Origin of the sequence: Streptomyces sp. NPDC057702, from assembly GCF_042799315.1 — a bacterium.
GTDB lineage: Bacteria > Actinomycetota > Actinomycetes > Streptomycetales > Streptomycetaceae > Streptomyces.
The window spans coordinates 1-21,003 of the sequence record NZ_JBHVJC010000041.1 but is presented as its reverse complement, the minus strand read 5'-3'; the positions used below and the strand labels follow the sequence as shown (position 1 = coordinate 21,003).

At 75.2% G+C, this 21,003-nt stretch carries 14 protein-coding genes; 8 read left to right on the top strand and 6 right to left on the bottom strand.

The window, feature by feature from the left end; all coding sequences use genetic code 11:
* Positions 1-271: 271 nt before the first annotated feature.
* Entirely contained in the window at positions 272-1,081 is an 810-nt protein-coding gene (locus ACFVFR_RS26795; RefSeq protein ID WP_383706186.1) for a hypothetical protein, read from the bottom strand.
* Positions 1,082-1,574: 493 nt separating this feature from the next.
* On the opposite strand from ACFVFR_RS26795, the gene ACFVFR_RS26790 reads away from it, so the two are divergent.
* Positions 1,575-3,026, top strand: coding sequence for a hypothetical protein (locus tag ACFVFR_RS26790; protein ID WP_383706185.1), 1,452 nt, complete (start codon positions 1,575-1,577; stop codon positions 3,024-3,026).
* A 168-nt stretch (positions 3,027-3,194) separates the two neighbouring features.
* Here the strand turns inward: ACFVFR_RS26790 and aspS are convergent, their stop codons facing one another.
* Positions 3,195-5,027, bottom strand: a complete 1,833-nt coding sequence (gene aspS / locus ACFVFR_RS26785) for an aspartate--tRNA ligase (protein WP_383706183.1) — start codon at positions 5,025-5,027, stop codon at positions 3,195-3,197.
* A 217-nt stretch (positions 5,028-5,244) separates the two neighbouring features.
* Between aspS and ACFVFR_RS26780 the strand changes: the two genes are divergently transcribed.
* On the top strand, positions 5,245-7,680 hold the full coding sequence (locus tag ACFVFR_RS26780; protein ID WP_383706181.1) for a SpoIIE family protein phosphatase: 2,436 nt from the start codon (positions 5,245-5,247) through the stop codon (positions 7,678-7,680).
* Between the two features lie 234 nt (positions 7,681-7,914).
* Here the strand turns inward: ACFVFR_RS26780 and ACFVFR_RS26775 are convergent, their stop codons facing one another.
* The 3 genes from ACFVFR_RS26775 to ACFVFR_RS26765 form a co-directional block, all read right to left on the bottom strand.
* The gene (locus ACFVFR_RS26775; RefSeq protein WP_383706180.1) at positions 7,915-9,159 is read right to left on the bottom strand and encodes an AI-2E family transporter; all 1,245 of its coding nucleotides are present in this window, start codon (positions 9,157-9,159) and stop codon (positions 7,915-7,917) included.
* 206 nt (positions 9,160-9,365) lie between these two features.
* Complete coding sequence (locus ACFVFR_RS26770) at positions 9,366-10,337, bottom strand: pirin family protein (RefSeq protein ID WP_383706178.1); 972 nt, start codon at positions 10,335-10,337, stop codon at positions 9,366-9,368.
* A 268-nt stretch (positions 10,338-10,605) separates the two neighbouring features.
* A complete protein-coding gene (locus tag ACFVFR_RS26765) occupies positions 10,606-11,112 on the bottom strand; it encodes an SseB family protein (RefSeq protein ID WP_383706176.1) in 507 nt (168 codons plus the stop codon).
* Between the two features lie 166 nt (positions 11,113-11,278).
* Between ACFVFR_RS26765 and ACFVFR_RS26760 the strand changes: the two genes are divergently transcribed.
* The 4 genes from ACFVFR_RS26760 (at position 11,279) to ACFVFR_RS26745 (ending at position 18,039) form a co-directional block, all read left to right on the top strand.
* Positions 11,279-13,105 carry an acyl-CoA dehydrogenase gene (locus ACFVFR_RS26760; RefSeq protein ID WP_383706174.1) on the top strand — a complete coding sequence of 609 codons (1,827 nt, stop codon included), beginning with the start codon at positions 11,279-11,281 and terminating at the stop codon, positions 13,103-13,105.
* 281 nt (positions 13,106-13,386) lie between these two features.
* On the top strand, positions 13,387-14,679 hold the full coding sequence (locus tag ACFVFR_RS26755; protein WP_383706173.1) for a M18 family aminopeptidase: 1,293 nt from the start codon (positions 13,387-13,389) through the stop codon (positions 14,677-14,679).
* A 1-nt stretch (position 14,680) separates the two neighbouring features.
* Entirely contained in the window at positions 14,681-16,981 is a 2,301-nt protein-coding gene (locus ACFVFR_RS26750) for a BTAD domain-containing putative transcriptional regulator (RefSeq protein ID WP_383706171.1), read from the top strand.
* A 233-nt stretch (positions 16,982-17,214) separates the two neighbouring features.
* On the top strand, positions 17,215-18,039 hold the full coding sequence (locus ACFVFR_RS26745) for a DUF4232 domain-containing protein (protein ID WP_383706169.1): 825 nt from the start codon (positions 17,215-17,217) through the stop codon (positions 18,037-18,039).
* A gap of 253 nt (positions 18,040-18,292) precedes the next feature.
* Here the strand turns inward: ACFVFR_RS26745 and ACFVFR_RS26740 are convergent, their stop codons facing one another.
* Positions 18,293-18,973 (bottom strand): fasciclin domain-containing protein, encoded by a 681-nt coding sequence (locus tag ACFVFR_RS26740; protein WP_383706167.1) that lies wholly within the window; start codon positions 18,971-18,973, stop codon positions 18,293-18,295.
* 398 nt (positions 18,974-19,371) lie between these two features.
* On the opposite strand from ACFVFR_RS26740, the gene ACFVFR_RS26735 reads away from it, so the two are divergent.
* Both ACFVFR_RS26735 and ACFVFR_RS26730 read left to right on the top strand, forming a co-directional pair.
* On the top strand, positions 19,372-19,956 hold the full coding sequence (locus ACFVFR_RS26735; RefSeq protein ID WP_383706165.1) for a sigma-70 family RNA polymerase sigma factor: 585 nt from the start codon (positions 19,372-19,374) through the stop codon (positions 19,954-19,956).
* The gene (locus ACFVFR_RS26730) at positions 19,953-20,708 is read left to right on the top strand and encodes an anti-sigma factor domain-containing protein (protein WP_383706163.1); all 756 of its coding nucleotides are present in this window, start codon (positions 19,953-19,955) and stop codon (positions 20,706-20,708) included. Before ACFVFR_RS26735 ends, ACFVFR_RS26730 begins: the two co-directional genes overlap by 4 nt.
* Positions 20,709-21,003: the final 295 nt, after the last annotated feature.

The following is a 21,003-nucleotide window of genomic DNA, read 5'->3' as shown; positions in this document are numbered from 1 at the left end:
GACGGGGCCGCACCCCGTCGGCGCGCGCCAGCGGGGCACTCGGTTCGGCCCGTACACGCGAACCCGCACACCCAGCGGGGCACTCGGTTCGGCCCGCACACGCCGGCCCGCGCGCCAGGCGAGCCGGGCGCCGACCCGGTCGTGAGCCGCGCGCCCGCACATCGGACAGGCCGCGCGCCCGCGCACCACGGGCGCTCACGCGCGGCCAGGGCACTCGGCCGGCCCCGCCCCGTACCCCTCGTCCCGCCGCGCGGTCCCGCGAGGGACGCCGCTAGCGGGCCAGGGACTTCGCGTCGCCCATGACGATGACCGGGTGCAGATCCGGGTCGAGGGCGCGGATCAGGTCCCGCATATGGCGCTTGTCGAGGCTGACGCAGCCCTGGGTCGGGCCGTCGTGGTCCACGTGGACCCAGATGCCGCCGCCGCGCGCGGCGCCCAACGGCCGGGTCCAGTCGAGCGGGGACGTACCGGGCTTCCGGTTGTAGTTGATGGCCACGACGTAGTCGAAGGCGCCGGCCAGCGGCTCGCCCTCGAAGCCCGTGCCGACGGCGGTGAAGGCCCGCGAGCGGTCGTAGGGGAGCCCGCTCCCCGGGTCGGCGTGCAGGCCGCCCGCGTCCGTCAGGCCGAAGACGCCGATGGGCGAGCGCAGGTCGCCCTGGACGTGCCGGTCGGTCCAGCCGTGCCGCGCGTTGTGCGCCGCCCAGGTCGGGCCGGGGCGCAGACGGCCGTCGGCGGCGCGCTCGTACAGCACGGCCGTCGAGCGCGAGGAGTCGCGGCCCTCCCCCGTCACCACCAGCATCTGGCGGCTCTCCTCGGGCACCTTGGCGAGCGTTCTCGGGCCTATGCCCGGCAGTTCGCGTGGCAGCCCGGTGGGCGCGGCCCGGCCGGCCCGGCCGCCGCCTGGCTCCTGCTGGGGCTCGCGCGCGACGGAGGCGTTGGCCGGGCCGTCGGCCGCCGCGCGGTCGGCCGGGGCGCCGCACGCGGCGAGCCCGCCGAGCGCGCCCGTGACCAGGAGCGTGAGGGTCAGACCCCGCGCTAACGGGCGGCGGCGGATGGGGTGCACGGGCGACTGCGGGGGCATGATCGCTCTCTTCCGGACAGGGCGCGGCGCGGGCCGACGCGCATCGGTGACACGGTGACACACGGTACGGACGGCTCACCCGGGGTCGAAAGCCGCCCAACGTCCCAACGTGCCACACGCGTCCAGTGTGCCGGCCCCGGGCCGCGTGGTGACCACCGCGCCCCACAGCCGCCGCACCCCGGCCCCCACGGCCCGGCCCCTCGCGGGCCACCCGGCCCCCAACGGCCCGCTCACGCCCCACGCGTCGCCCCGCCCGTCGCCCCCGTACGCCACCGCCCGCGCGCGACGTACGTCACAGCACCCCACCCAGCGCTCCGCACGCTCGCTCCCCGCCCTCGCCCCGAGCCGGCCGCCCCGAGCCGGCCGCCGATTCACCCCCGGGGCGGCCGCCAGGCCGTCGGTCCCGGACGCGCCGCGCGGTCGGGAGGGGTCCCGCGCGGCGCGCGAACAATGAGGCCGGCCAGGCGCGTTCCGCGAGGGGGAGGACAGCAGGATGGACGACGTGACGGACACCGGGCCGGCCCCGGAGCCCGGGCCGACCCCGGAGCCACCGCCCCTCGCGCGGGAGGACGACCCGCTGGCCGCGGCCCTGGGCAACGCGTCGCTGCTCGGCGTCGGCTACCTCCTGCTGCGCCGGCCCGGCCTGGCCTGCGCCCATCTCCTGGTCACCGTCGGGCTGGTGGCGACACTGATGTCGCTGGCCGCGGTGTGGTGCGAGCTGGCGCTGGTCGCCTGGTGGGTGGCCGGCATCGCGCACGGCTGGTTCCTGGGCACCCGTGGGGCCGGGCGGCTCGCGGCGCGCGGGCGGCGGCTGACGGCGCTGGGAGCGACGGCCCTGGTGCTGCTGACGGTGGGCTGGCTGCGGTTCGACGCCGTGGGGATCGAGCGGGACGTCACCGAGGCCCGCGAACGCGGCGACTGCGCGGCGGTGCTGGCGGCGCGGGACACGGTGGCGTTCGGGCACCGGCTGGCCGACGCCCCCGGCACCGAGCGGGGCGAGGCCACCGCCGAGGCGTGCCGCCGCCTGGGGATCGCCCGGGGCGAGTTGGCCCGTGGCCTGCGGGGCGACAGCGCCCAGCTGGCCAGCGGCTTCGACACGCTCGCCGAGGTCCTCGCGGAGCCGGGCCACGACGCGACGGTGGGCTCGACGCTCGACGGGTTCCTGGGCCGACTGCCCCTCGCGGACGCGTGCGCCACCGCGGAGGTCACGGACTGGTTGCGGGCGCGGAACCCGCGCCAGGGCGTCCTTGGCCGCACGGCCGCCACCGTGCGCCGGGTCGCCCCCGACGCGCTCGTGACCTGCGCGGAGGACCTGGGCCAGGACAAGGACTGGCGAGCCGCCCGCGACCGCTACCAGCAGCTCGTCGACGGCTACCCGGGCGACCCGCGCACCGGCCGGGCCCGCGAGGGAATCCACCGGGCCACGCTCTCCCTCGAGTTGGCGCACGTACGCGACCTGCTGGGCGACGGCTCGTACGGCGAACAGCCCTCGTACTGCTCGGCCCCGGCCGGCTACAGCGCCGCGCCCGCCGCCCGCGCGGGAGCCACCAACCGCGCGCTGTTCTACGGCAACGAGACCTACACCGACCAGCTCCCCAGGAGCTGGCGCGCCGGTGACGTGGCGAAGGCCGCGCTGGTGGTCTGCGCGGGCGAGACGAGGGACGACGACGCCGGAACCGCCGTCCAGACCTGCCCGTACCAGACCAGGAACGCCCCGCACTACCAGGGCGACGTGACGTTCCGGAAGATCGCGGTACCCGTCCGGGTCTACGCGCTGCGCACCGGCGAGCTGGTGTCCACGCGCACGGTGCAGATCGGCGGGACGAGCTGCCCGCCGTCCTTCCGGTCCGACTCGGGCCTGCTGGGCCCGCCCTCGGACACCCTCGTCGACGCGTCCCCGGCCGACGTGCGCGCCGCCTTCGAGCCGCTGGTCCGGCGCCAGTGAGGCGCGCCCGGTGCCGGCGGCGCCGGCCGCCGCCACGGCCGGTGTCACCGCACGCGTCGGCGCCCCGGACCGCCAGGGTCCGGGGCGCCGACGTGACACTCCACAGGCGAGGCCGTACGGCGCCGCCCGCCCTCGGGCGAGCCCGCCCGCGAGCGGCACCGCCCGGGGCTACTCGCCCTTGGCCTGCTCCGCCTCGGCCCGCTGCCCCGCCTTGGGCTGCTGCGCGGAGGCGGCCTGCTTGGCCGGCGCCAGCTTGCGCAGCGACAGGTGCAGCTCGCGCAGCCGCGCCTCGTCCACCTCGCTGGGCGCGCCCATGAGCAGGTCCTGCGCGTTGCCGTTGAGCGGGAAGGCGATCGTCTCGCGGATGTTGGGCTCGTCGGCGAGCAGCATCACGATACGGTCCACGCCCGGCGCGATGCCGCCGTGCGGCGGGGCGCCGAACTTGAAGGCGCGGAGCATGCCGCCGAACTCGCGCTCCACCTCCTCCTGGGAGTAGCCCGCGATGCCGAACGCCTCGTACATGACCTCGGGCTCGTGGTTGCGGATGGCGCCCGAGGACAGCTCCGTGCCGTTGCAGACGATGTCGTACTGCCAGGCCAGGATGTCCAGCGGGTCCTTGGTCCGCAGCGCCTCCAGGCCGCCCTGCGGCATGGAGAACGGGTTGTGCGAGAACTCGATCGCGCCGGTGTCCTCGTTCTTCTCGAACATCGGGAAGTCCACGACCCAGCAGAAGCGGTAGACGTTCTCCTCGAAGTGTCCGGCGCGCTTGGCGGCCTCGACCCGCACCGCGCCCATGATCTTGGAGACCTCGTCGACGTCGCCGGCGCCGAAGAAGACCGAGGTGCCGGGCTTGCCGCCGACCTCGGCGACCAGCCTGGTCACGTCCTCCTCAGTGAGGAACTTGGCGATCGGTCCGGTCAGCTTGCCGTCCTCGCCGATCCGCACCCAGGCCAGGCCCTTGGCGCCCTGTTCGACGGCGTACTCGCCGAGCTGGTCGAAGAACTTGCGCGGCTGCTCGCCGGTGTCGGGCACCGCCAGGGCGCGCACGTGCTTGTCGGCGAACGCCTTGAAGCCGGAGCCGGCGAACACGTGCGAGACGTCGACCAGCTCCAGGCGGGCCCGCAGGTCCGGCTTGTCCGAGCCGTACTTGAGCATCGCCTCGCGGAAGGGGATGCGCGGGAAGGGCGAGGTGACCTCGCGGCCGTCACCCAGCTCGTTGAACAGGTCGGTCATCACCTTCTCGATGACCTGGAAGACGTCCTCCTGCTCGACGAAGCTCATCTCGACGTCGAGCTGGTAGAACTCGCCCGGCGAGCGGTCGGCGCGGGCGTCCTCGTCGCGGAAGCAGGGCGCGATCTGGAAGTAGCGGTCGAAGCCCGCGATCATCAGGAGCTGCTTGAACTGCTGCGGGGCCTGCGGCAGGGCGTAGAACTTGCCGGCGTGCAGCCGCGAGGGCACCAGGAAGTCGCGGGCGCCCTCGGGGGAGGTGGCCGACAGGATCGGGGTGGCCAGCTCGTTGAAGCCGAGCCCGGTCATCTTCGAGCGCAGCGCGGCGATGACCTTCGAGCGCAGGATGATGTTGCGGTGCATGCGCTCGCGGCGCAGGTCGAGGAAGCGGTACTCAAGGCGGCGCTCCTCGTTCACGTTGTCCTCGGGGAAGACGGTGAACGGCAGCGGGTCGGCGGCGCCGAGCACCTCGACGTCGCTGACCTCGACCTCGATCTCGCCGGTGGGCAGGTCCGGGTTGACGTTGTCCGCACCGCGCGCGATGACCCGGCCGTCCACGCGGACGACGGTCTCCTTGGTGAGCGAGCTGAGCGCCTCGCCTGCGACCGTGTCGGGCCGGACGACGAGCTGCACCACGCCGTGGTGGTCGCGCAGGTCGATGAAGAGGATGCCGCCCAGGTTCCGTCGATTGTGCAGCCAGCCGCTCAACCGCACCTCAGTGTCGACGTCAGCGGCACGGAGCTCGCCGCAGGTGTGGGACCGGTACCGATGCATCATTCATCCAAGTCATCTGAGCGGGGCGTGGACGGCGCGGGCGGGCGGCTTGGCAGAGCCGGGACCCGGGCGCGAGTGCCACTGCGGGCAAGGTGCCAGCCTACCGTCCTGGCCGTCGCCACCTCGCGGAGTAACGCGACCGGCGGGGTCTCCGTCCGGGTCAGTGACCGGACAATCTCGCTGGTCATCTCTCAGTAAATGAACATAAAGTAGGGCAATGCGTACCGAGGATGTGCTGGCCACGATCCGGACCGGCCTGTGGCGGTGGGGCAACGCCTCGGCGAAGGTCACCCTCGACGCCGAGGCGGCCCGGCTCCTCGGGCTGCCCGCCACCCCCGTCACCCTCCCGGAGGCCGCGGCGCGCGCCCGGTTCCACCCCGTCGACTGGTCGGAGATCAACGGCATCGTCAACCTCGCGCTCGCCGAGGGCACCCTGGCCGAGGCCCGGCTGCGGGTGGTCGACGAGCGCGGCGTGGTCCTGCGCACGGTACGCAGCCGCACCCGGCCGATCAGCCGGGGCGAGCACTTCGAACTGGTCGGCACCCTGGAGGAGGTGCCCGAGCTGACCCCCGGCACCGCCGCCGCCTCCCCCGTCACCGGCGACTGGCGGCGCAACCGCGAGGCGTTCCTGCTGGACGCGGGCCGCGCGCTGGCCGAGGCGCAGTCCAGCGCCGAGGTGCTGCGGGTGGCCGCCGGACTGTCCATGCCCGGCTTCACCCCCGTCGGCCTGGCGGTCTTCGGCGTCGAGGGCAACCGGGTCACGGTCATCGGCCACCAGGGGTACGAGGAGGGCCACGAGGAGCCCTTCCTGGACATGCCGGTGGAGACCGACTACCCGGCGGCCGAGGCGGTCCGCACCGGCCGCGCGATCTACCTGCCCACCCCCGAGGACTACCGCCACCGCTTCCCGGCCGCCTGGCCGCTGACCCAGCCGCTCGGCCACCAGTCGTGGGCCTTCCTGCCGCTGATCGTGGCCGGCCGCACCATCGGCGCCTGGCTCGCCGCCTTCGACCAGCCGGTCTCCTTCACCCCCGACGAGCGGTCGGTGCTCACCACCATCGCCCGCATGTTCGCCCAGGCGCTGTCGCGGGCCAGCCTGCACGACACCGAGCGTGAGCTGGCCGACGGCCTCCAGCGCGCCATGCTCCCCGACCGCCGCCCGGAGGTGGCCGGGCTGACGATCGCCGCGCGGTACGTGCCCACCGGCGGCGGGCTCCAGGTCGGCGGCGACTGGTACGACGTGATCCCGCTGCCGTCCGGGCGCACCGCGCTGGTCATCGGCGACGTGCAGGGCCACGACGTCCGCGCCGCCGGGCTGATGGGCCAGCTACGGATCGCGCTGCGGGCGTACGCCACCGAGGGCCACCACCCGGACGCGGTGCTCTCCCGCGCCTCCCGGTTCTTCGCGAGCCTGGCCGACACCGGCGGCCGGACCCGGCCCGGCGGCGGGGACGCGGAGGACGCCGAGGCGGCCGACCCGCGCTTCGCGACCTGCCTCTACATGGAGATCGACCCGACCACCGGCGCCCTGGACGTCGCCCGCGCCGGCCACCCCGAACCGGCCATCGCGCACGCGGACGGCACGGTGCTGCTGCACCCGACGGCGGGCGGACTGCCGCTCGGCGTCATCCCCGACGCCGACTACCCCACCACCCGGCTCACCCTCGAACCCGACGAGACGCTCCTGGTGTGCACGGACGGCCTGATCGAGACGGGCGGCCACGACCTGGAGACCGGCTGGGAGCGCATCCGCGCGGTCTTCACCGAGCACCTACGCGACCTCGACGGCCCCACCCCGACACCCCCCGCCCCGAAGCAGGTCGCGCCCCCGGCCCCGAGCCCCACACCGGGCCCGCTCGCGGCCCCGGCCCCGGGCACCCCGGCGCCCCTGGAGCCCTCGGTGGCCCCGGGGAACCCGCCGGTCCCGGCCGGGCCAGCCGCCCCCGCGACGGCGGTGGGGCGGGCCCTGAGCGCCCCGGAGGCGGTCGCGGCGCCCGGCCCGGTGCCGGCCCAGGCGCCGGAGCGCGCGGCCGACGGGGACGGGGGCCCGACGGGCGGGCCCGGGCGCCGACCGCGTACCCAGGCGGACCTCGACGCGCTCGCCGACGCGCTGCTCCAGGCCGTCCACGGACCGCCCTCGCACTACCGGACCGGCCCGCTGGCCGACCGCCGCGAGGACGACATCGCGTTCGTCCTCATATCGCGCGGCCTGCCCACCCCCGAGGCGGCGGGCCCCCGCCGGCGCCGGGCCGCCATCACCGTGGCCCAGGCCCAGCCGGAACGGATCAGCCAGGCCCGCCAGCAACTGCGCCAGATGCTGCACGACTGGTCATCGGCCGACCAGGTGGAGTCGGCCGTCCTGATGTTGTCCGAGATGGTCACCAACGTCCTGGTGCACACCGACGGCGACGCGCTGGCGATCGCCGAGATCAGCGGCGGCCCGCACGCGCGCCGCCTACGCCTCGACGTCGTCGACCCCAGCGACGAACTCCCCCACCGCCGCCACCCCGGCGAACTGGCCTCCTCCGGCCGCGGCCTGCTCCTGATGGAGATGCTGGCCGACACCTGGGGCGTGGACCCACGCGGCGAAGGCAAGTGCATCTGGTTCGAGCTGTACGAACAGTCACCGGAGGCCCCGCCCGAGCCTCTGTGACCGGGCCCCTCGCGCGGCCCGGCCGCCACGACCGACCGGGAACCCCGAGCCTGCGGGCCGGCCCGACCGGAATCACCACGCGCGGGGCTGTCGCCTCGTCGGGTGATCGGGTGAGGGGCGTCGTTCCGGCGAAGCCTCCTCGCGGCTCCCCCGCCCGGTCCCGGGACGAGGTGCCCGGTCCGTCGGGTGGCGCGGCGCGCGTCGGGGGCGGGCGGGGAAGTCCGCCCGGGGGGCTTACGGGCTCGGGCGCTCCGAGCCGCCGCCGGAGTCCGTCGGGCCCGAGCCGGCGGGCGGGGCGTCCCCCGGGGTGGGCGGGTCGGCGTCCGCCCCACCAGCCCCGGGGCTCCCCGCACCGGAGGGGCCGGCGTCCGGGTCGGCGGGCGGGGGATCGGGATCGTCGTCGGGGCCCTCGCCCCGGCCGTAGTGTTCGCGCAGGTCGGAGACGATGCCGAAGGCGGCGGCGGTCAGCGGGACGGCCAGCAGCATGCCGAGGATGCCGGCCAGGCTGGCGCCGGCCGTCAGGGTGATCATCACGACGGCGGGGTGCATCCGCACCGTGCGGCTCTGCACGACGGGCTGGAGCACGTGGCCCTCCAGGACCTGCACGGCCAGCACCACGCCCAGCGCCCACAGCGCGATCGCCAGCCCCCCGTCGGCGAAGGCGACGAGCACGGCCACCGTGCCGGACAGGAAGGCGCCCAGGTAGGGGATGTACGCGCCGACGAAGACCAGCGCGCCCAGCCCCACCGCCCCGGGCACGCCCAGCACCAGCAGTCCGACGGCGATGCACACCGCGTCGATGAGCGCGATCACGGTGGTGCCCCGCATGAAGCCCTCGACGGCCTGGAACGCGCGCCGGGCCACCGCCTCCAGCCGGGGGCCCGCACCGCGCGGCGCGTACGCGTGCAGGGTGCGTACCGCGCGGTCGGCGTCGCGCAGGAAGAAGAACGTGAGCAGCAGCGCGAGGAAGGCGGCGGCGGCCATCTGGCCGACGACGCTGAGCCCGGAGACGAGGCCGGTCGCGGCCGTGCCGCCGAACTTGTCCGCCAGCTCCCGCCCGCTGGAGGCCATGTCGTCCACGGAGTTGCCCGCGATCTCGAAGTCGCCGGACAGGTCCCGGGCGGCGGCCTTGACCGAGGAGACGATCTGATCGCCGCTGTCCACCAGCGCCTGGACGACGATGTAGCAGGCACCACCCACCACGCCGAGCAACGCCAGACACGTGAGGCCGGCCGCGAGCGAGGCGTTCAGCCGCATCCGCACCAGCCACCGGTACAGCGGGCCCAGCAGCGCGGAGCCCAGCAGCGCGAGCAGCACGGGGGTGACCGCGGCCTTGAGCACCACGGTGAGCCACACCAGCAGCCCGGCCACGCCGGCCATCAGCAGCAGGGCCCCGCACCACGCGGCGACCCGGCGTACCTCGTACGGCAACAGCGCGGGCCCCCGCGCCCGCGGGGACGCGAAACGATCACTGGGCACGTCCCCAGCCCACCACGCCCCGCCGCGCCCCACCCGTCCATGGCCGCCGGCCGGGTGAGCGCGCGTCAGGGGGGAAGATCCGGCGGCGCCGGCCGCCCCAACGGTCGGCGCCGCCGCCACGGGACCCGGTGCGTGCGACGGGGGCCGCGTCTCGCACGCACCGGGTCTGGTCGGTGCGGCCGGGTGTCCCGGCCCGGCCGAGCGGGTCAGCCGTCGGTGTGGGGCACCTTGCCGAGGCGGCCGGCCTGGAAGTCCTCGAAGGCCTGGGCCAGTTCGGCGCGGGTGTTCATGACGAACGGCCCGTACTGGTGCATGGGCTCGCGGATGGGCAGCCCGCCCAGGAGGACGACCTCGAAGTTCGGGCTGCGCGACTCCTGCGTCTCGTCCGCGCGGATGGTCAGCGTGTCGCCCGCGCCGAAGACGGCCGTCTGCCCGACCCGGAAGGGGCGGCCCTCGACGCCCGCGGTGCCGCGCCCGGCCATGCCGTACGCGAGGCCGTTGAAGTCGGGCCGCCAGGGCAGGGTGAGCTCGGCGCCCGGGTTCACCGAGGCGTGGATCATGGTGATGGGCGTGTGGGTGGCGCCGGGCCCCCGGTGCTCACCGAGGTCGCCGGCGATCAGCCGCAGCAGCGCGCCGCCGTCCTCGCTGGCCAGCAGCTTGACCTGGCCGCCACCGATGTCCTGGTACTTGGGCGCCATCATCTTGTCCTTGCGCGGCAGGTTCACCCAGAGCTGGAAGCCGTGGAAGAGACCGCCGCTGAGCACGAGCGACTCCGGCGGGGCCTCGATGTGCAGCAGCCCGGAGCCGGCCGTCATCCACTGGGTGTCGCCGTCGTTGATGACGCCACCGCCGCCGTGCGAGTCCTGGTGCACGAAGGTGCCGTCGATCAGGTACGTGACGGTCTCGAAGCCACGGTGCGGGTGCCAGGGGGTGCCCTTGGGCTCGCCCGGCGCGTACTCCACCTCGCCCATCTGGTCCATCATGATGAACGGGTCGAGGTGCAGGTAGTCGATCCCGGCGAAGGCCCGGCGCACCGGGAACCCCTCACCCTCCAGGCCGCTGGGCGCGGTGGACACGGTCAGCACCGGACGCGGGCGCGCCGGCGTCTGCCCGGTACGCGGGGCGGGCGCGGTGACGCGCGGCAGCGTCAGCGGGTTGTCAACGGTTACGGCGGGCATGACGGCCTCCTCGGTCGTTCACCATTCAACTTAGTTGAACGGTGAACGACTATCAAGACGCGGACATTCCCGCCCGCCTCGCGGGGCGCCCCGCACCCCCTGCCCGGGAGATCGTTTCGGCCACCGCACACGCGCCGTCCACGCGCGGCCCCGAACGCGACGAACCCGGGCGGGGCCGCCTCGCGGCGGTCCGGCCCGGGTCACGTCGGCCCAGGTGGGAGCGGCTGTCCCGGGCGGCACGAGCCTCGCGCCACCCGCCGCCGGCGCCCTATCCGTACATCTGGCGCATCGCGTAGTCGACCATCTGCTCCACGGCCTTCGCGTCGAAGACCATCCGGTGCTGGCCCTCCATGTCCAGGACGAAGCCGTACCCCGTCGGCAGCAGGTCGAGCACCTCGGCGCCGGTGATCACGAAGTACTTGGACTCCTTGCCGGCGTAGCGGCGCAGCTCCTTGAGCGAGCTGAACATGGGGATCACCGGCTGCTGGGTGTTGTGCAGCGCGAGGAAGCCCGGATTGTCACCGCGCGGGCAGTAGATCTTCGAGGTCGAGAAGATCTGCTGGAAGTCCTCCGGGGCCATGGTGCCCGTGGTGAACGCGCGCACCGCGTCGGCCAGCGAGGGCGGCGAGGGCTCCGGGTAGAGGGGCTGCTCGCCGTACCCCGGGGCCGGCTGGCCGGGGTGTCCGTGCTGCTGGTGGCCGTGTGGCGGCTGCTGCGGCGGTGGCGGGGCGGCGTACTGCTGCTGCCCGCCCGCGTTCTGGTCGTAGCCGTACATGCCTTAGAGCGTACTGAGTCACAGTTGGTCGATTCGGGGTTGCCTCTTATTACCGGTGGGTAGCATCATGGCGGTCATCGTTTGAAACGCATACGAGAACCGATCCCACCCCCCGGTGCGGGCGCCGTCGGCACCTCGCCGGGTCGAGCCTTACGGAGCCGTCGCCATGGGGCACTACAAGTCGAATCTCCGCGACATCGAGTTCAACCTCTTCGAGGTGCTCGGCCGCGACAAGCTGTACGGCACCGGCCCGTTCGCCGAGATGGACGTCGAGACCGCCAGGAGCGTGCTCTCCGAGATCGCCCGCCTCTCGGAGAACGAGCTGGCCGACTCGTATGCGGACGGCGACCGGACCCCGCCGGTCTTCGACCCGGACAGCAACACCGCGCCGCTGCCGGACACCTTCAAGAAGAGCTACCAGGCGTACATGGACGCCGAGTGGTGGCGCCTGGGCCTGCCCGAGGAGCTGGGCGGCACCACCGCCCCGCGCTCGCTCCTGTGGGGCTTCGCCGAGACGATCCTGGGCGCCAACCCGGCGGTGTGGATGTACGCCTCGGGCCCGGCCTTCGCCGGCGTCCTCTACGAGGAGGGCACCGACCAGCAGAAGCACGTCGCCCGGCTCGCGGTGGACAAGCAGTGGGGCTCCACGATGGTGTTGACCGAGCCGGACGCCGGCTCCGACGTCGGCGCCGGCCGCACCAAGGCCACCCGGCAGGACGACGGCTCCTGGCACATCGAGGGCGTCAAGCGCTTCATCACCTCGGGCGAGCACGACATGTCCGAGAACATCATCCACTACGTCCTGGCCCGCCCCGAGGGCCACGGCCCGGGCACCAAGGGCCTGTCGCTGTTCCTGGTGCCGAAGTACGAGTTCGACTTCGAGACCGGCGAGCTGGGCGCGCGCAACGGCGTCTACGCCACCAACGTCGAGCACAAGATGGGCCTGAAGGTCTCCAACACGTGCGAGATGACCTTCGGCGACCGCCACCCCGCCAAGGGCTGGCTGATCGGCGAGAAGCACGACGGCATCCGGCAGATGTTCCGCATCATCGAGTTCGCCCGGATGATGGTCGGCACCAAGGCCATCGCGACCCTGTCCACCGGCTACCTCAACGCCCTGGAGTACGCCAGGGAGCGCGTGCAGGGCCCGGACCTGGCCGCCTTCACCGACAAGGCCGCCCCGCGCGTGACCATCACCCACCACCCCGACGTCCGCCGCTCGCTGATGACGCAGAAGGCGTACGTCGAGGGCATGCGGGCCCTGGTGCTCTACACCGCCTCCGTGCAGGACGAGATCCTGGTCAAGGAGACGGCGGGCGAGGACGCCAAGGCGCTGCACGGCCTGAACGACCTGCTGCTGCCGATCGTGAAGGGCTACGGCTCGGAGAAGTCCTACGAGCAGCTCGCCCAGTCGCTCCAGACCTTCGGCGGCTCCGGCTACCTCCAGGAGTACCCGGTCGAGCAGTACATCCGGGACGCCAAGATCGACACCCTCTACGAGGGCACCACGGCCATCCAGGGCCAGGACTACTTCTTCCGCAAGATCGTCCGCGACCAGGGCCAGGCGCTGACCACGCTCTCCGAGGAGATCAAGACGTTCCTGGCCGAGGCCCGGGGCGGCGCGGAGCTGGCCGGCGCCCGCGACGAGCTGGCCAAGGCCGCCGTCGCCCTGGAGGCCATCGTCGCCGCGATGCTCACCGACCTGGCCGCCACCGAGCAGGACGTCACCTCCATCTACAAGGTCGGCCTGAACACCACCCGGCTGCTGCTCGCCTCCGGCGACGTGATCGTCGGCTACCTGCTGCTGCGCGGCGCGGCCGTCGCGCTGGACAAGCTGCCCTCCGCCGCCGCCAAGGACGTGCCCTTCTACCAGGGCAAGATCGCCGCGGCGACGTTCTTCGCGCACCACGTGCTGCCGGACGTCAGCACCCAGCGCACGCTGGCCGAGTCCGTCGACACCTCGCTGATGGAGCTGGACGAGGCGGCCTTCTGACGCCTCCCGGCCCGCTGTCCCGGGTGCGCCGCCCGCCGGCGCACCCGGCCCCCAGGCCACTGTCACCCCACGAGACGGGGCCCGCCTCCCACCCCACGGGGAGGCGGGCCCCGTCGCCCGCCCGGCCCGCGCGGGGGCCCTCCGGCGCCGCTCCACCCGGTCCCGTCCGGTCCCGCCCGGTCGAATTCCACGCGGCCAGACCGCTGCGACAAGCTGATGATCAGGCGACGCGCCGCGTTCTCGCCTCAGCGCCTCCCCTCGCCCTCTTTATGCTGAAGGGCATGAGTACCCCCGCCCGCTTCGATCGCGGCCACACCGATGATCTGCTGACCTTCCTCGGCGCGAGTCCATCGCCCTACCACGCGGTGGCGAGCGCCGCCGCGCGACTGGAGAAGGCCGGCTTCCGTCAGGTGGCGGAGACCGACGCCTGGGACGGCGCGAGCGGGGGCCGGTTCGTCCTGCGCGGCGGCGCGATCATCGCCTGGTACGTGCCCGAGGGCGCCGGGCCCGCCACCCCCTTCCGGATCGTCGGCGCGCACACCGACTCGCCCAACCTGCGGGTCAAGCCGCTGCCGGACACCGGCTCGTACGGCTGGCGGCAGGTCGCCGTCGAGATCTACGGCGGCACCCTGCTCAACACCTGGCTCGACCGCGACCTCGGCCTGAGCGGGCGGCTCACCCTGCGCGACGGCCAGCACCGGCTGGTGAGCGTGGACCGGCCGCTGCTGCGGGTGCCGCAGCTCGCCGTCCACCTGGACCGCACCGTCAACACCGAGGGCCTCACGCTCGACAGACAGCGCCACATGACGCCGATCTGGGGCATCGGCGGGGTGCGCGAGGGCGACCTGATCGATTTCGTGGCCGGCGAGGCGGGCGTGGCCGCCGCCGACGTCGCGGGCTGGGACCTGATGGCGCACAGCGTCGAGCCGCCCGCCTACCTCGGCCGGGACCGCGAGCTGGTGGCCGGCCCGCGCCTGGACAACCTGCTGTCCGTGCACGCCGAGGCCGCCGCGCTGGCCGCCGTCGCCACCCGGGGCGACCTGTCCCACATCCCGGTCCTCGCCGCCTTCGACCACGAGGAGAACGGCAGCCAGTCCGACACCGGCGCCGACGGCCCGCTGCTGGGCACCGTCCTGGAGCGCTCGGTCTTCGCGCGCGGCGGCGGCTACGAGGACCGCGCCCGCGCCTTCGCCGGCACGGTGTGCTTCTCCTCCGACACCGGGCACGCCGTCCACCCCAACTACGCCGAGCGACACGAGCCGGGCCACCACCCCATGCCCAACGGCGGCCCGATCCTGAAGGTCAACGTCAACCAGCGGTACGCCACCGACGGCGGCGGGCGGGCCCTGTTCGCCGCCGCCTGCGAGCGGGCCGGGGTGCCGTGGCAGTCCTTCGTCTCCAACAACGCGGTACCGTGCGGCACCACCATCGGACCGATCACCGCGGCCCGACACGGGATCACCACCGTCGACATCGGTGTCGCGATCCTCTCCATGCACTCGGCCCGCGAACTGTGCGGCGCCGACGACCCGTTCCTGCTCGCGAACGTGCTGGCCGCGTTCCTGGAGGGCTGACTTGGAATTCTCACTGCTGGGCCCGGTCGCCGTGCGCACCGCGCACGGCGACCTGCCACTCGGCCCGGCCAAGCGGCGCAGCGTCCTGGCCCTGCTGCTGCTCCAGGCCAACACCACGGTGCCGGTGGAGCGGCTCATCACCGCGCTGTGGGAGGACGAGCCACCCGAACACGCCCGCACCGTCGTCCAGGGCCACGTCTCGCGGCTGCGGGCCACGCTCGCGGACGGCGGCGCGCACACCCACGGGGTCGAGCTGACCACGCAGGGTTCGGCGTACCTGCTGCGCCTGCCGGCGGAGCGGGTGGACGCGCACCGGTTCGAGGAACTGGTGCGACGCGCCCGGGAGATGACCGGCTGGCGGGACGCGGCCGGCCGGCAGGGCGCGGACGCCGACCCGGCCGCCGGCGGCGGGTCGCGCGCGGCCGCCGACGCCGTGCCGATGCTGCGTGAGGCGCTGGGCCTGTGGCGCGGCCCCGCGCTGACCGGCACCGTGACCAGCCCGCCGTTCGCCGCCGCCGCGCACGCCCTGGAGGAGCGGCGGCTGTCGGCGGTGGAGGCGTTGGCGTACGCGCACGAGGAGTTGGGCCAGTACGACGTGGCGGCGGCCGTGCTGCACACCGAGGCCGTCGCGCACCCGTTGCGCGAGGGGCTGATCGCGACGCTGATGCGGGCCCTGTACCGGGCCGGTCGGCAGTCGGACGCGATCGGCTGGTACCACCGCACCCGGGGGCTGCTCAGCGACGAACTCGGCGTGGACCCGGGCGAGGGCCTGCGGCGCGCGTACGAGGAGATCCTGCGCGCGGAGGCACCCGCGCCCGCCCCGCGCGCGCCCCGGGCCCCCGGCGGCGCCCCCGCGCGCGGTGGGGCACCGGGCTCCGCTCCGGCCGCGACGCCCGACCCACGGGTCGCCCCCGGCCCGGGGACGCCCCCGGGCGAGGCCGCCGCGTACGGGGCGGGGCCGGGCGGCCCGGGGCACGGCGGGGCCGGACAGCCGGGCGCGGGCGGGCAGCCGCCCGTGGCGTACCCGTCCTTTGACAGCGCGCCGACCGCGCCCGCCGCGTACCCGCCCGCCGACGGCTACCCCGCCGCGCCCCACCCCACGGGCGAGGGCGCGCCGGCTTCGTACCCCACGGCCGGGACGCCCGTCGGCGCCACGGCCGACGGTGGGGCCACCGCCGGGCGGGGTGGGGCGAACGCGCCGTGGCTGCTGCCCCGGCCGCCCACCCGCTTCCGTGGGCGGGTGGCCGAACTCGGGGCGCTGACCCGGCTGGTCCACGCCTCGGCGCCGGACGAGAGTCCGATCGCGCTGGTGACCGGGCCGGCCGGGGTCGGCAAGACCGCCTTCGCCGTGCAGTGGGCGCACCAGCACGCCGCCGCCTACCCGGACGGGCTGCTCTTCGCGGACCTGCGCGGCTTCGGCGAACGCGAGGAGGCGCCGCCCGTCGAGGTGCTGCGGGACTTCCTGCTGGCCCTGGGCACGCCCGCCGACCGCATTCCCGGCTCGCCGGAGAGCGCCGCCGCGCTGTACCGCTCGCGGGTCGCCGGGCGGCGGCTGCTGGTGGTGCTGGACAACGCGCGCAGCTCCGCGCAGGTCAGGCCGCTGTTGCCGGGCGCCACCTCGCTGGGGCCCGCGCCGGGCTCCGGCGCGGGCGGCGCCCCGGGGGCGGGGCCGGCCTGTGTGACGCTGGTGACCAGCCGCAGTCGGCTGGACGGGCTGGTGGCCACCGACGCGGCGCGGCCGGTGCCGTTGCAGGCGCTGACGCCGCAGGACGGGGTGGACCTGCTGACGGCCATGCTCGGCTCCGAGCGGGTGGCCGACGACCCGGACGCCGCACGGGAGTTGGTGGACCTGTGTGACGGGCTGCCGCTCGCGCTGCGGGCCGCCTCCGCGCAGCTCACCGCGCGGCCCCGGTGGCGGCTGGCCCGCCTGGCGTCGGCGCTGCGCGACGAACAGCGCCGGCTGGCCCTGCTGTCGGCCGAGGACACCGGTATCGCCGCCGCGCTGCGGATGTCGGTGGCCCGGCTCTCGGCGGACGACGCACGGCTGTTGGCCGCGCTCGGCACCGGCTTCGACCGGCACGTCGAGGCGACGGCGGTGGCCGCGTTCGCCGGCTCCGACCCGGACGTGACACTGGACGGGCTGGACCGGCTCGCCGAGATGCACCTGGTCGACGAGGAGGCCACCGGGCGCTACACCATGAGCAACCTGGTCAAGTTGTTCGCCCGGGACGGCAAGACGGGTGGCGGCCCCGCCAGGCCGCCGGGCACGCCGCCGGCGGCCCCGCCACCGCCCGGTGACTAACGCGTCAGTGACCACGGGACGTCGAGCGAGCCGGGGCCGCCCTTCGGGGCGGCCCCGTGGCGTTCCCCGCCGTCGGCCAGCGCCACCACCCCGCCAACCAGGCTGCCCCGCATGTTGTTTACGCAGGTCAGAGGGCTAACGCGGGTCTGTTAGGCAGGAGTTAGCCACACGGCAAGGCGGGTCGGCAGGCTTGAGCCATACCAACCGACCGCCGCTCCTGGGGGGACCAGAACATGTCGCACACCACCGCCGCCACCGCCACCGCCGTCCGCGCCGCTCGCGGGGGCCGTCTGCGGGCCAACGCGGTGCGCATCGCCGCCGCCACGGTCACCGCGGCCGCCGCGCTCACCCTCACCGCCTGCGGCGCGGACGACAGTTCGGGCACCAAGACCGAGGGCAGGGCCGACTCGGCCCCCTCGATGGAGACGGCGGCCAAGGACGCGGCCGGCGAGAGCGGCTCGGACGGCACCGAGAGCGCCGGCAAGGGGGACGCGTCGGTCGGCCAGGGCGACGGCACGGGCGGATCGGAGGGCACCACCCCCCAGGACAGCGCGCGGACCGGCGGCAAGGGCCCGGGCGTCGAGGGCGCCAAGGAGCAGCCCACCGAGGCCGGCGGCACCGAGGGGGGCGGCGAGGACGCGGGCCCGACCAGCAAGCCCTGCACGGTCGGGGAGACCAAGGTGGCGCTGGAGCACACCGGCGGCACGATCCCCGCGATCACGCTGCGGCTGACCAACACCGGCTCCACCGCCTGCGACGCGTACTACCTCCCGCTCGTCGGCTACCCGGACGCCCAGGCGCCGCTCGCGGCGGGCGGGGAGAAGCCGCAGGCCGTGGCGACGGTACAGCCCGGCGCGAGCACGACCGCCACCATCGGGCTCGGCAGCGAGGACGGCTCCTCGCCGCACCGCGAGCAGCGGCTGACGGTGACCCTCGTGGACGCCGACAACAAGCCCCTGCCGGGGCAGGCGACCGTCTCCGCGCCGGCCGGCGCCGGTCTGCTGCTGGACGACAGCTCCTCGGTCACCTACTGGGGCCGCGGCCTCGACTCCCTCTGAGCCCACCCGGCCCCACCGGCCACGGACCCGCCCGGCGCGCCCCCTGACCCGAGTTCCGCGCCCGCACCACCCACCGACCACCTCGCCCGGTGACGCCCCTGACCACGGCGTCGCCCCCGGACGACGGTGCCGGCCCCGACACACCCCCTGAGTCGGGTCCCCACCGTCCACAGGCCCGCCCCACACCCCGGGGCGGGCCTGTCGTCACGCCGGCACCGCGCCGGGCGAAGGCCCCGACGCGATCCGGTGCGCGTCACATCGGGGGCATCAGCACCGAGTCGACGATGTGGACGGTGGCGTTGGAGGTCCGCACGTCACCGCAGACCACCGTGGAGCTGTCGTTGACGGTGAAGCTCTCGCCCGATCCGGCGGTGGTCAGCGAGCTCTTGGCCAGCGTCGGGTACGAGCCCTTGGCCAGCTTCTCCGGCGGCAGCGGCTGGCCCACGACGTGGTAGGTCAGCACCTTCTTCAACATGGCCTTGTCGCTCATCACCTTGTCCAGGTCGGCCTTCGGGATCTTGGCGAAGGCGGCGTTGGTCGGGGCGAAGACGGTGATGTTCTCGGCGCTGTTCAACGTCTCGACCAGACCGGCCTTCTGCACGGCCGAGACCAGCGTTGACAGCTCCGGGTTGTTGGACGCCGCGGTGGCGACCGGGTCCTTGGCCATGCCGTCGAAGCTGCCGGAGCCCTCCTTGGGCACCGAGGCACAGCCCGGACCGAACGGCTTGGCCATGGCCTGGTCCGCCGGGGCCGACTCCTCCTCCGACCCGCCGGGCGTCTCCTTCGCCGACGCGGAGGTGTCCGCGCCGCTGTCCTTGTCGTCGCCGTCGTCCGAACACGCCGTCAGCGTCAGCGGCAGGGCCGCCGCCGCCACGAGGGCGAGCGCGAGACGGCCGGTGCGCGGGCGGCGCGGCGTGCGGGAGGTGGTAGGCATGGTGGTGCTCCTTCTGGGGATGTCGGTCGCGGCTGTCGCGGGCCGGTCACCGCTGCCGGGGGCAGGGTGGTGTGGGCCCGCCGGGCCGCCCGCCGCGTACGGCCGACGCCCCGTGGCGGGCGGTGCCGGGGCGACCCGGGCCGCCCGGCTGGGCGGTCTTCGGCGAGCTCTCACGCTCACTGTTCGGAGCACCGCCCCGGGCGGATTGGCCGCTTCCCCGAAAGAGTGGGACCGATCCCGGACCACCCCCCGGTGCGCCTCCCCCCGCACGGGCGACGCCCGCGATGCCCGGGGGCGCGTGCGCGTCGGCGCGGGTGCGGCCAATCCGGGGCGGCGGCGGCTACGAACCAGGGGCGGGCCCGCGACCGCGGGCGGCTGATCACGGAAAGGGCCACATCGTGCGAGAACCCGCACGCATCGGCGGTACCGCCGGGCACGGGCCCGGTCTCACCGAACTGCTGGAGCGCGTCGCCCACGGCGACCAGGACGCCTTCGCCCACGTCTACGACGCCGTCGCGGGGCCCGTACTGGGCCTGGTGCGCCGGGTGCTGTGCGACCCCGCGCAGTCGGAGGAGGTGACCCAGGAGGTCCTCGTCGAGGTCTGGCGGACCGCGGCCCGCTTCCGGTCCGACCGGGGCTCGGCGATGACCTGGGTGATGACACTCGCCCACCGGCGCGCGGTGGACCGGGTCCGTTCCGCCCAGGCCCGGGTGGACCGCGAGGAACGGGTGGCCCGGCTGGACCACACCCCCGCCTTCGACGACGTGAGCGAACAGGTCGAGAGCCGGCTGGAGCGGGAGCAGGTACGCCGCTGCCTGACCGGGCTCACCGAGCGGCAGCGGCAGGCGGTGACCCTCGCCTACTACCGGGGCCTCACCTACCGTGAGGTGGCGGAACTGCTGAAGCTGCCGCTGGGCACCATCAAGACGAGAATGCGGGACGGGCTGATTCGTCTCCGCGACTGCCTGGGGGGCGCCGCATGACCACCGCGGACCTGCACACTCTGACCGGCGCGTACGCCCTGCACGCCCTGCCCGAGGCGGAGCGGGCGCGCTTCGAGCGACACCTGGCGGCCTGCCCGGCCTGCGCGCGGGAGGTGGCGGAGTTCGCCGGTACGGCCACTCGCCTGGGCCTGGCCGCCTCGCTCGTCCCGCCGCCCGAGATGCGGGAGCACGTGCTGCGCGGCATCGCCTCCGTCCGCCAGGTGCCGCCGGCCGGACCCCGCCCGGCGGCGGGCGGCACGAGGGGCGTGCACTGGTTCGCCCGCCGCGCGACGCCTCTCGTGCTGGCCGCCTGCGTCAGCGTCGCGGCGGCCCTGGGGGGCGTCGCGGCCTGGCAGCACCACGAGGCCGAACAGGCCCGGGACGGCGCGGAGCGGGCCGCGCGGCAGGCGCGCGCCCTGACCCGGGTGCTGTCGGCGCCGGACGCCACCATGACCAGCGGCCGGGTCGCCGACGGAGGCGTCGCCACCGTCGTCACCTCCCGCTCCCAGGACCGGGCCGCGGTCGTCGCCGACACCCGACGGCTACCCGAGGGCAGCGTCTACCAGATGTGGTTCGACGACGCGGGCACCATGCGCCCGGCCGGACTGCTGGGCCGGGGCGGCGAGAGCACCGCCGCCGTCATGAGCGGTGCCGTGAACGGCGCGCGGGGCATGGGCATCACGGTGGAGCCCGCCGGCGGTTCGCCACGGCCGACGACCACGCCGGTGGTGGCGGTGCGGCTGCCCGCGTGACGCCGGCGACCCGCGCCGGACCCCGCCCCGCCACCCGTACGCCCCCGGACCCGGGCGCCGACACCGGCCCCGGCCTCCGGGGGCCGCGCGCGTCCCGGGTGCGGCGGCGTGCGGCGCGGGCGCGGGGCGTGCCCCCTCGCGCGCGAGGCGGCGCGGACACGCGAGGCGGCGCGGACACCGCCCGCTGTCACGGGCGCGCGGCCGCCGCCCCCCACGCGCGGGGGGGGGCCCCCCCCCGCCGGGGGGCCCCGGGGGGGGGGCGGCGGCCGGGGCCCCCAGGGGGGGGCGGGGGCCG

What these genes read in the sequence shown, in the direction of transcription:
- ACFVFR_RS26795 (WP_383706186.1), bottom strand. Translation starts at nt 1,081, where the DNA reads ATGCCCCCGCAGTCGCCCGTGCACCCCATCCGCCGCCGCCCGTTAGCG.
- ACFVFR_RS26790 (WP_383706185.1), top strand. Translation starts at nt 1,575, where the DNA reads ATGGACGACGTGACGGACACCGGGCCGGCCCCGGAGCCCGGGCCGACC.
- aspS (WP_383706183.1), bottom strand. Translation starts at nt 5,027, where the DNA reads ATGCATCGGTACCGGTCCCACACCTGCGGCGAGCTCCGTGCCGCTGAC.
- ACFVFR_RS26780 (WP_383706181.1), top strand. Translation starts at nt 5,245, where the DNA reads ATGCGTACCGAGGATGTGCTGGCCACGATCCGGACCGGCCTGTGGCGG.
- ACFVFR_RS26770 (WP_383706178.1), bottom strand. Translation starts at nt 10,337, where the DNA reads ATGCCCGCCGTAACCGTTGACAACCCGCTGACGCTGCCGCGCGTCACC.
- ACFVFR_RS26765 (WP_383706176.1), bottom strand. Translation starts at nt 11,112, where the DNA reads ATGTACGGCTACGACCAGAACGCGGGCGGGCAGCAGCAGTACGCCGCC.
- ACFVFR_RS26760 (WP_383706174.1), top strand. Translation starts at nt 11,279, where the DNA reads ATGGGGCACTACAAGTCGAATCTCCGCGACATCGAGTTCAACCTCTTC.
- ACFVFR_RS26755 (WP_383706173.1), top strand. Translation starts at nt 13,387, where the DNA reads ATGAGTACCCCCGCCCGCTTCGATCGCGGCCACACCGATGATCTGCTG.
- ACFVFR_RS26745 (WP_383706169.1), top strand. Translation starts at nt 17,215, where the DNA reads ATGTCGCACACCACCGCCGCCACCGCCACCGCCGTCCGCGCCGCTCGC.
- ACFVFR_RS26740 (WP_383706167.1), bottom strand. Translation starts at nt 18,973, where the DNA reads ATGCCTACCACCTCCCGCACGCCGCGCCGCCCGCGCACCGGCCGTCTC.
- ACFVFR_RS26730 (WP_383706163.1), top strand. Translation starts at nt 19,953, where the DNA reads ATGACCACCGCGGACCTGCACACTCTGACCGGCGCGTACGCCCTGCAC.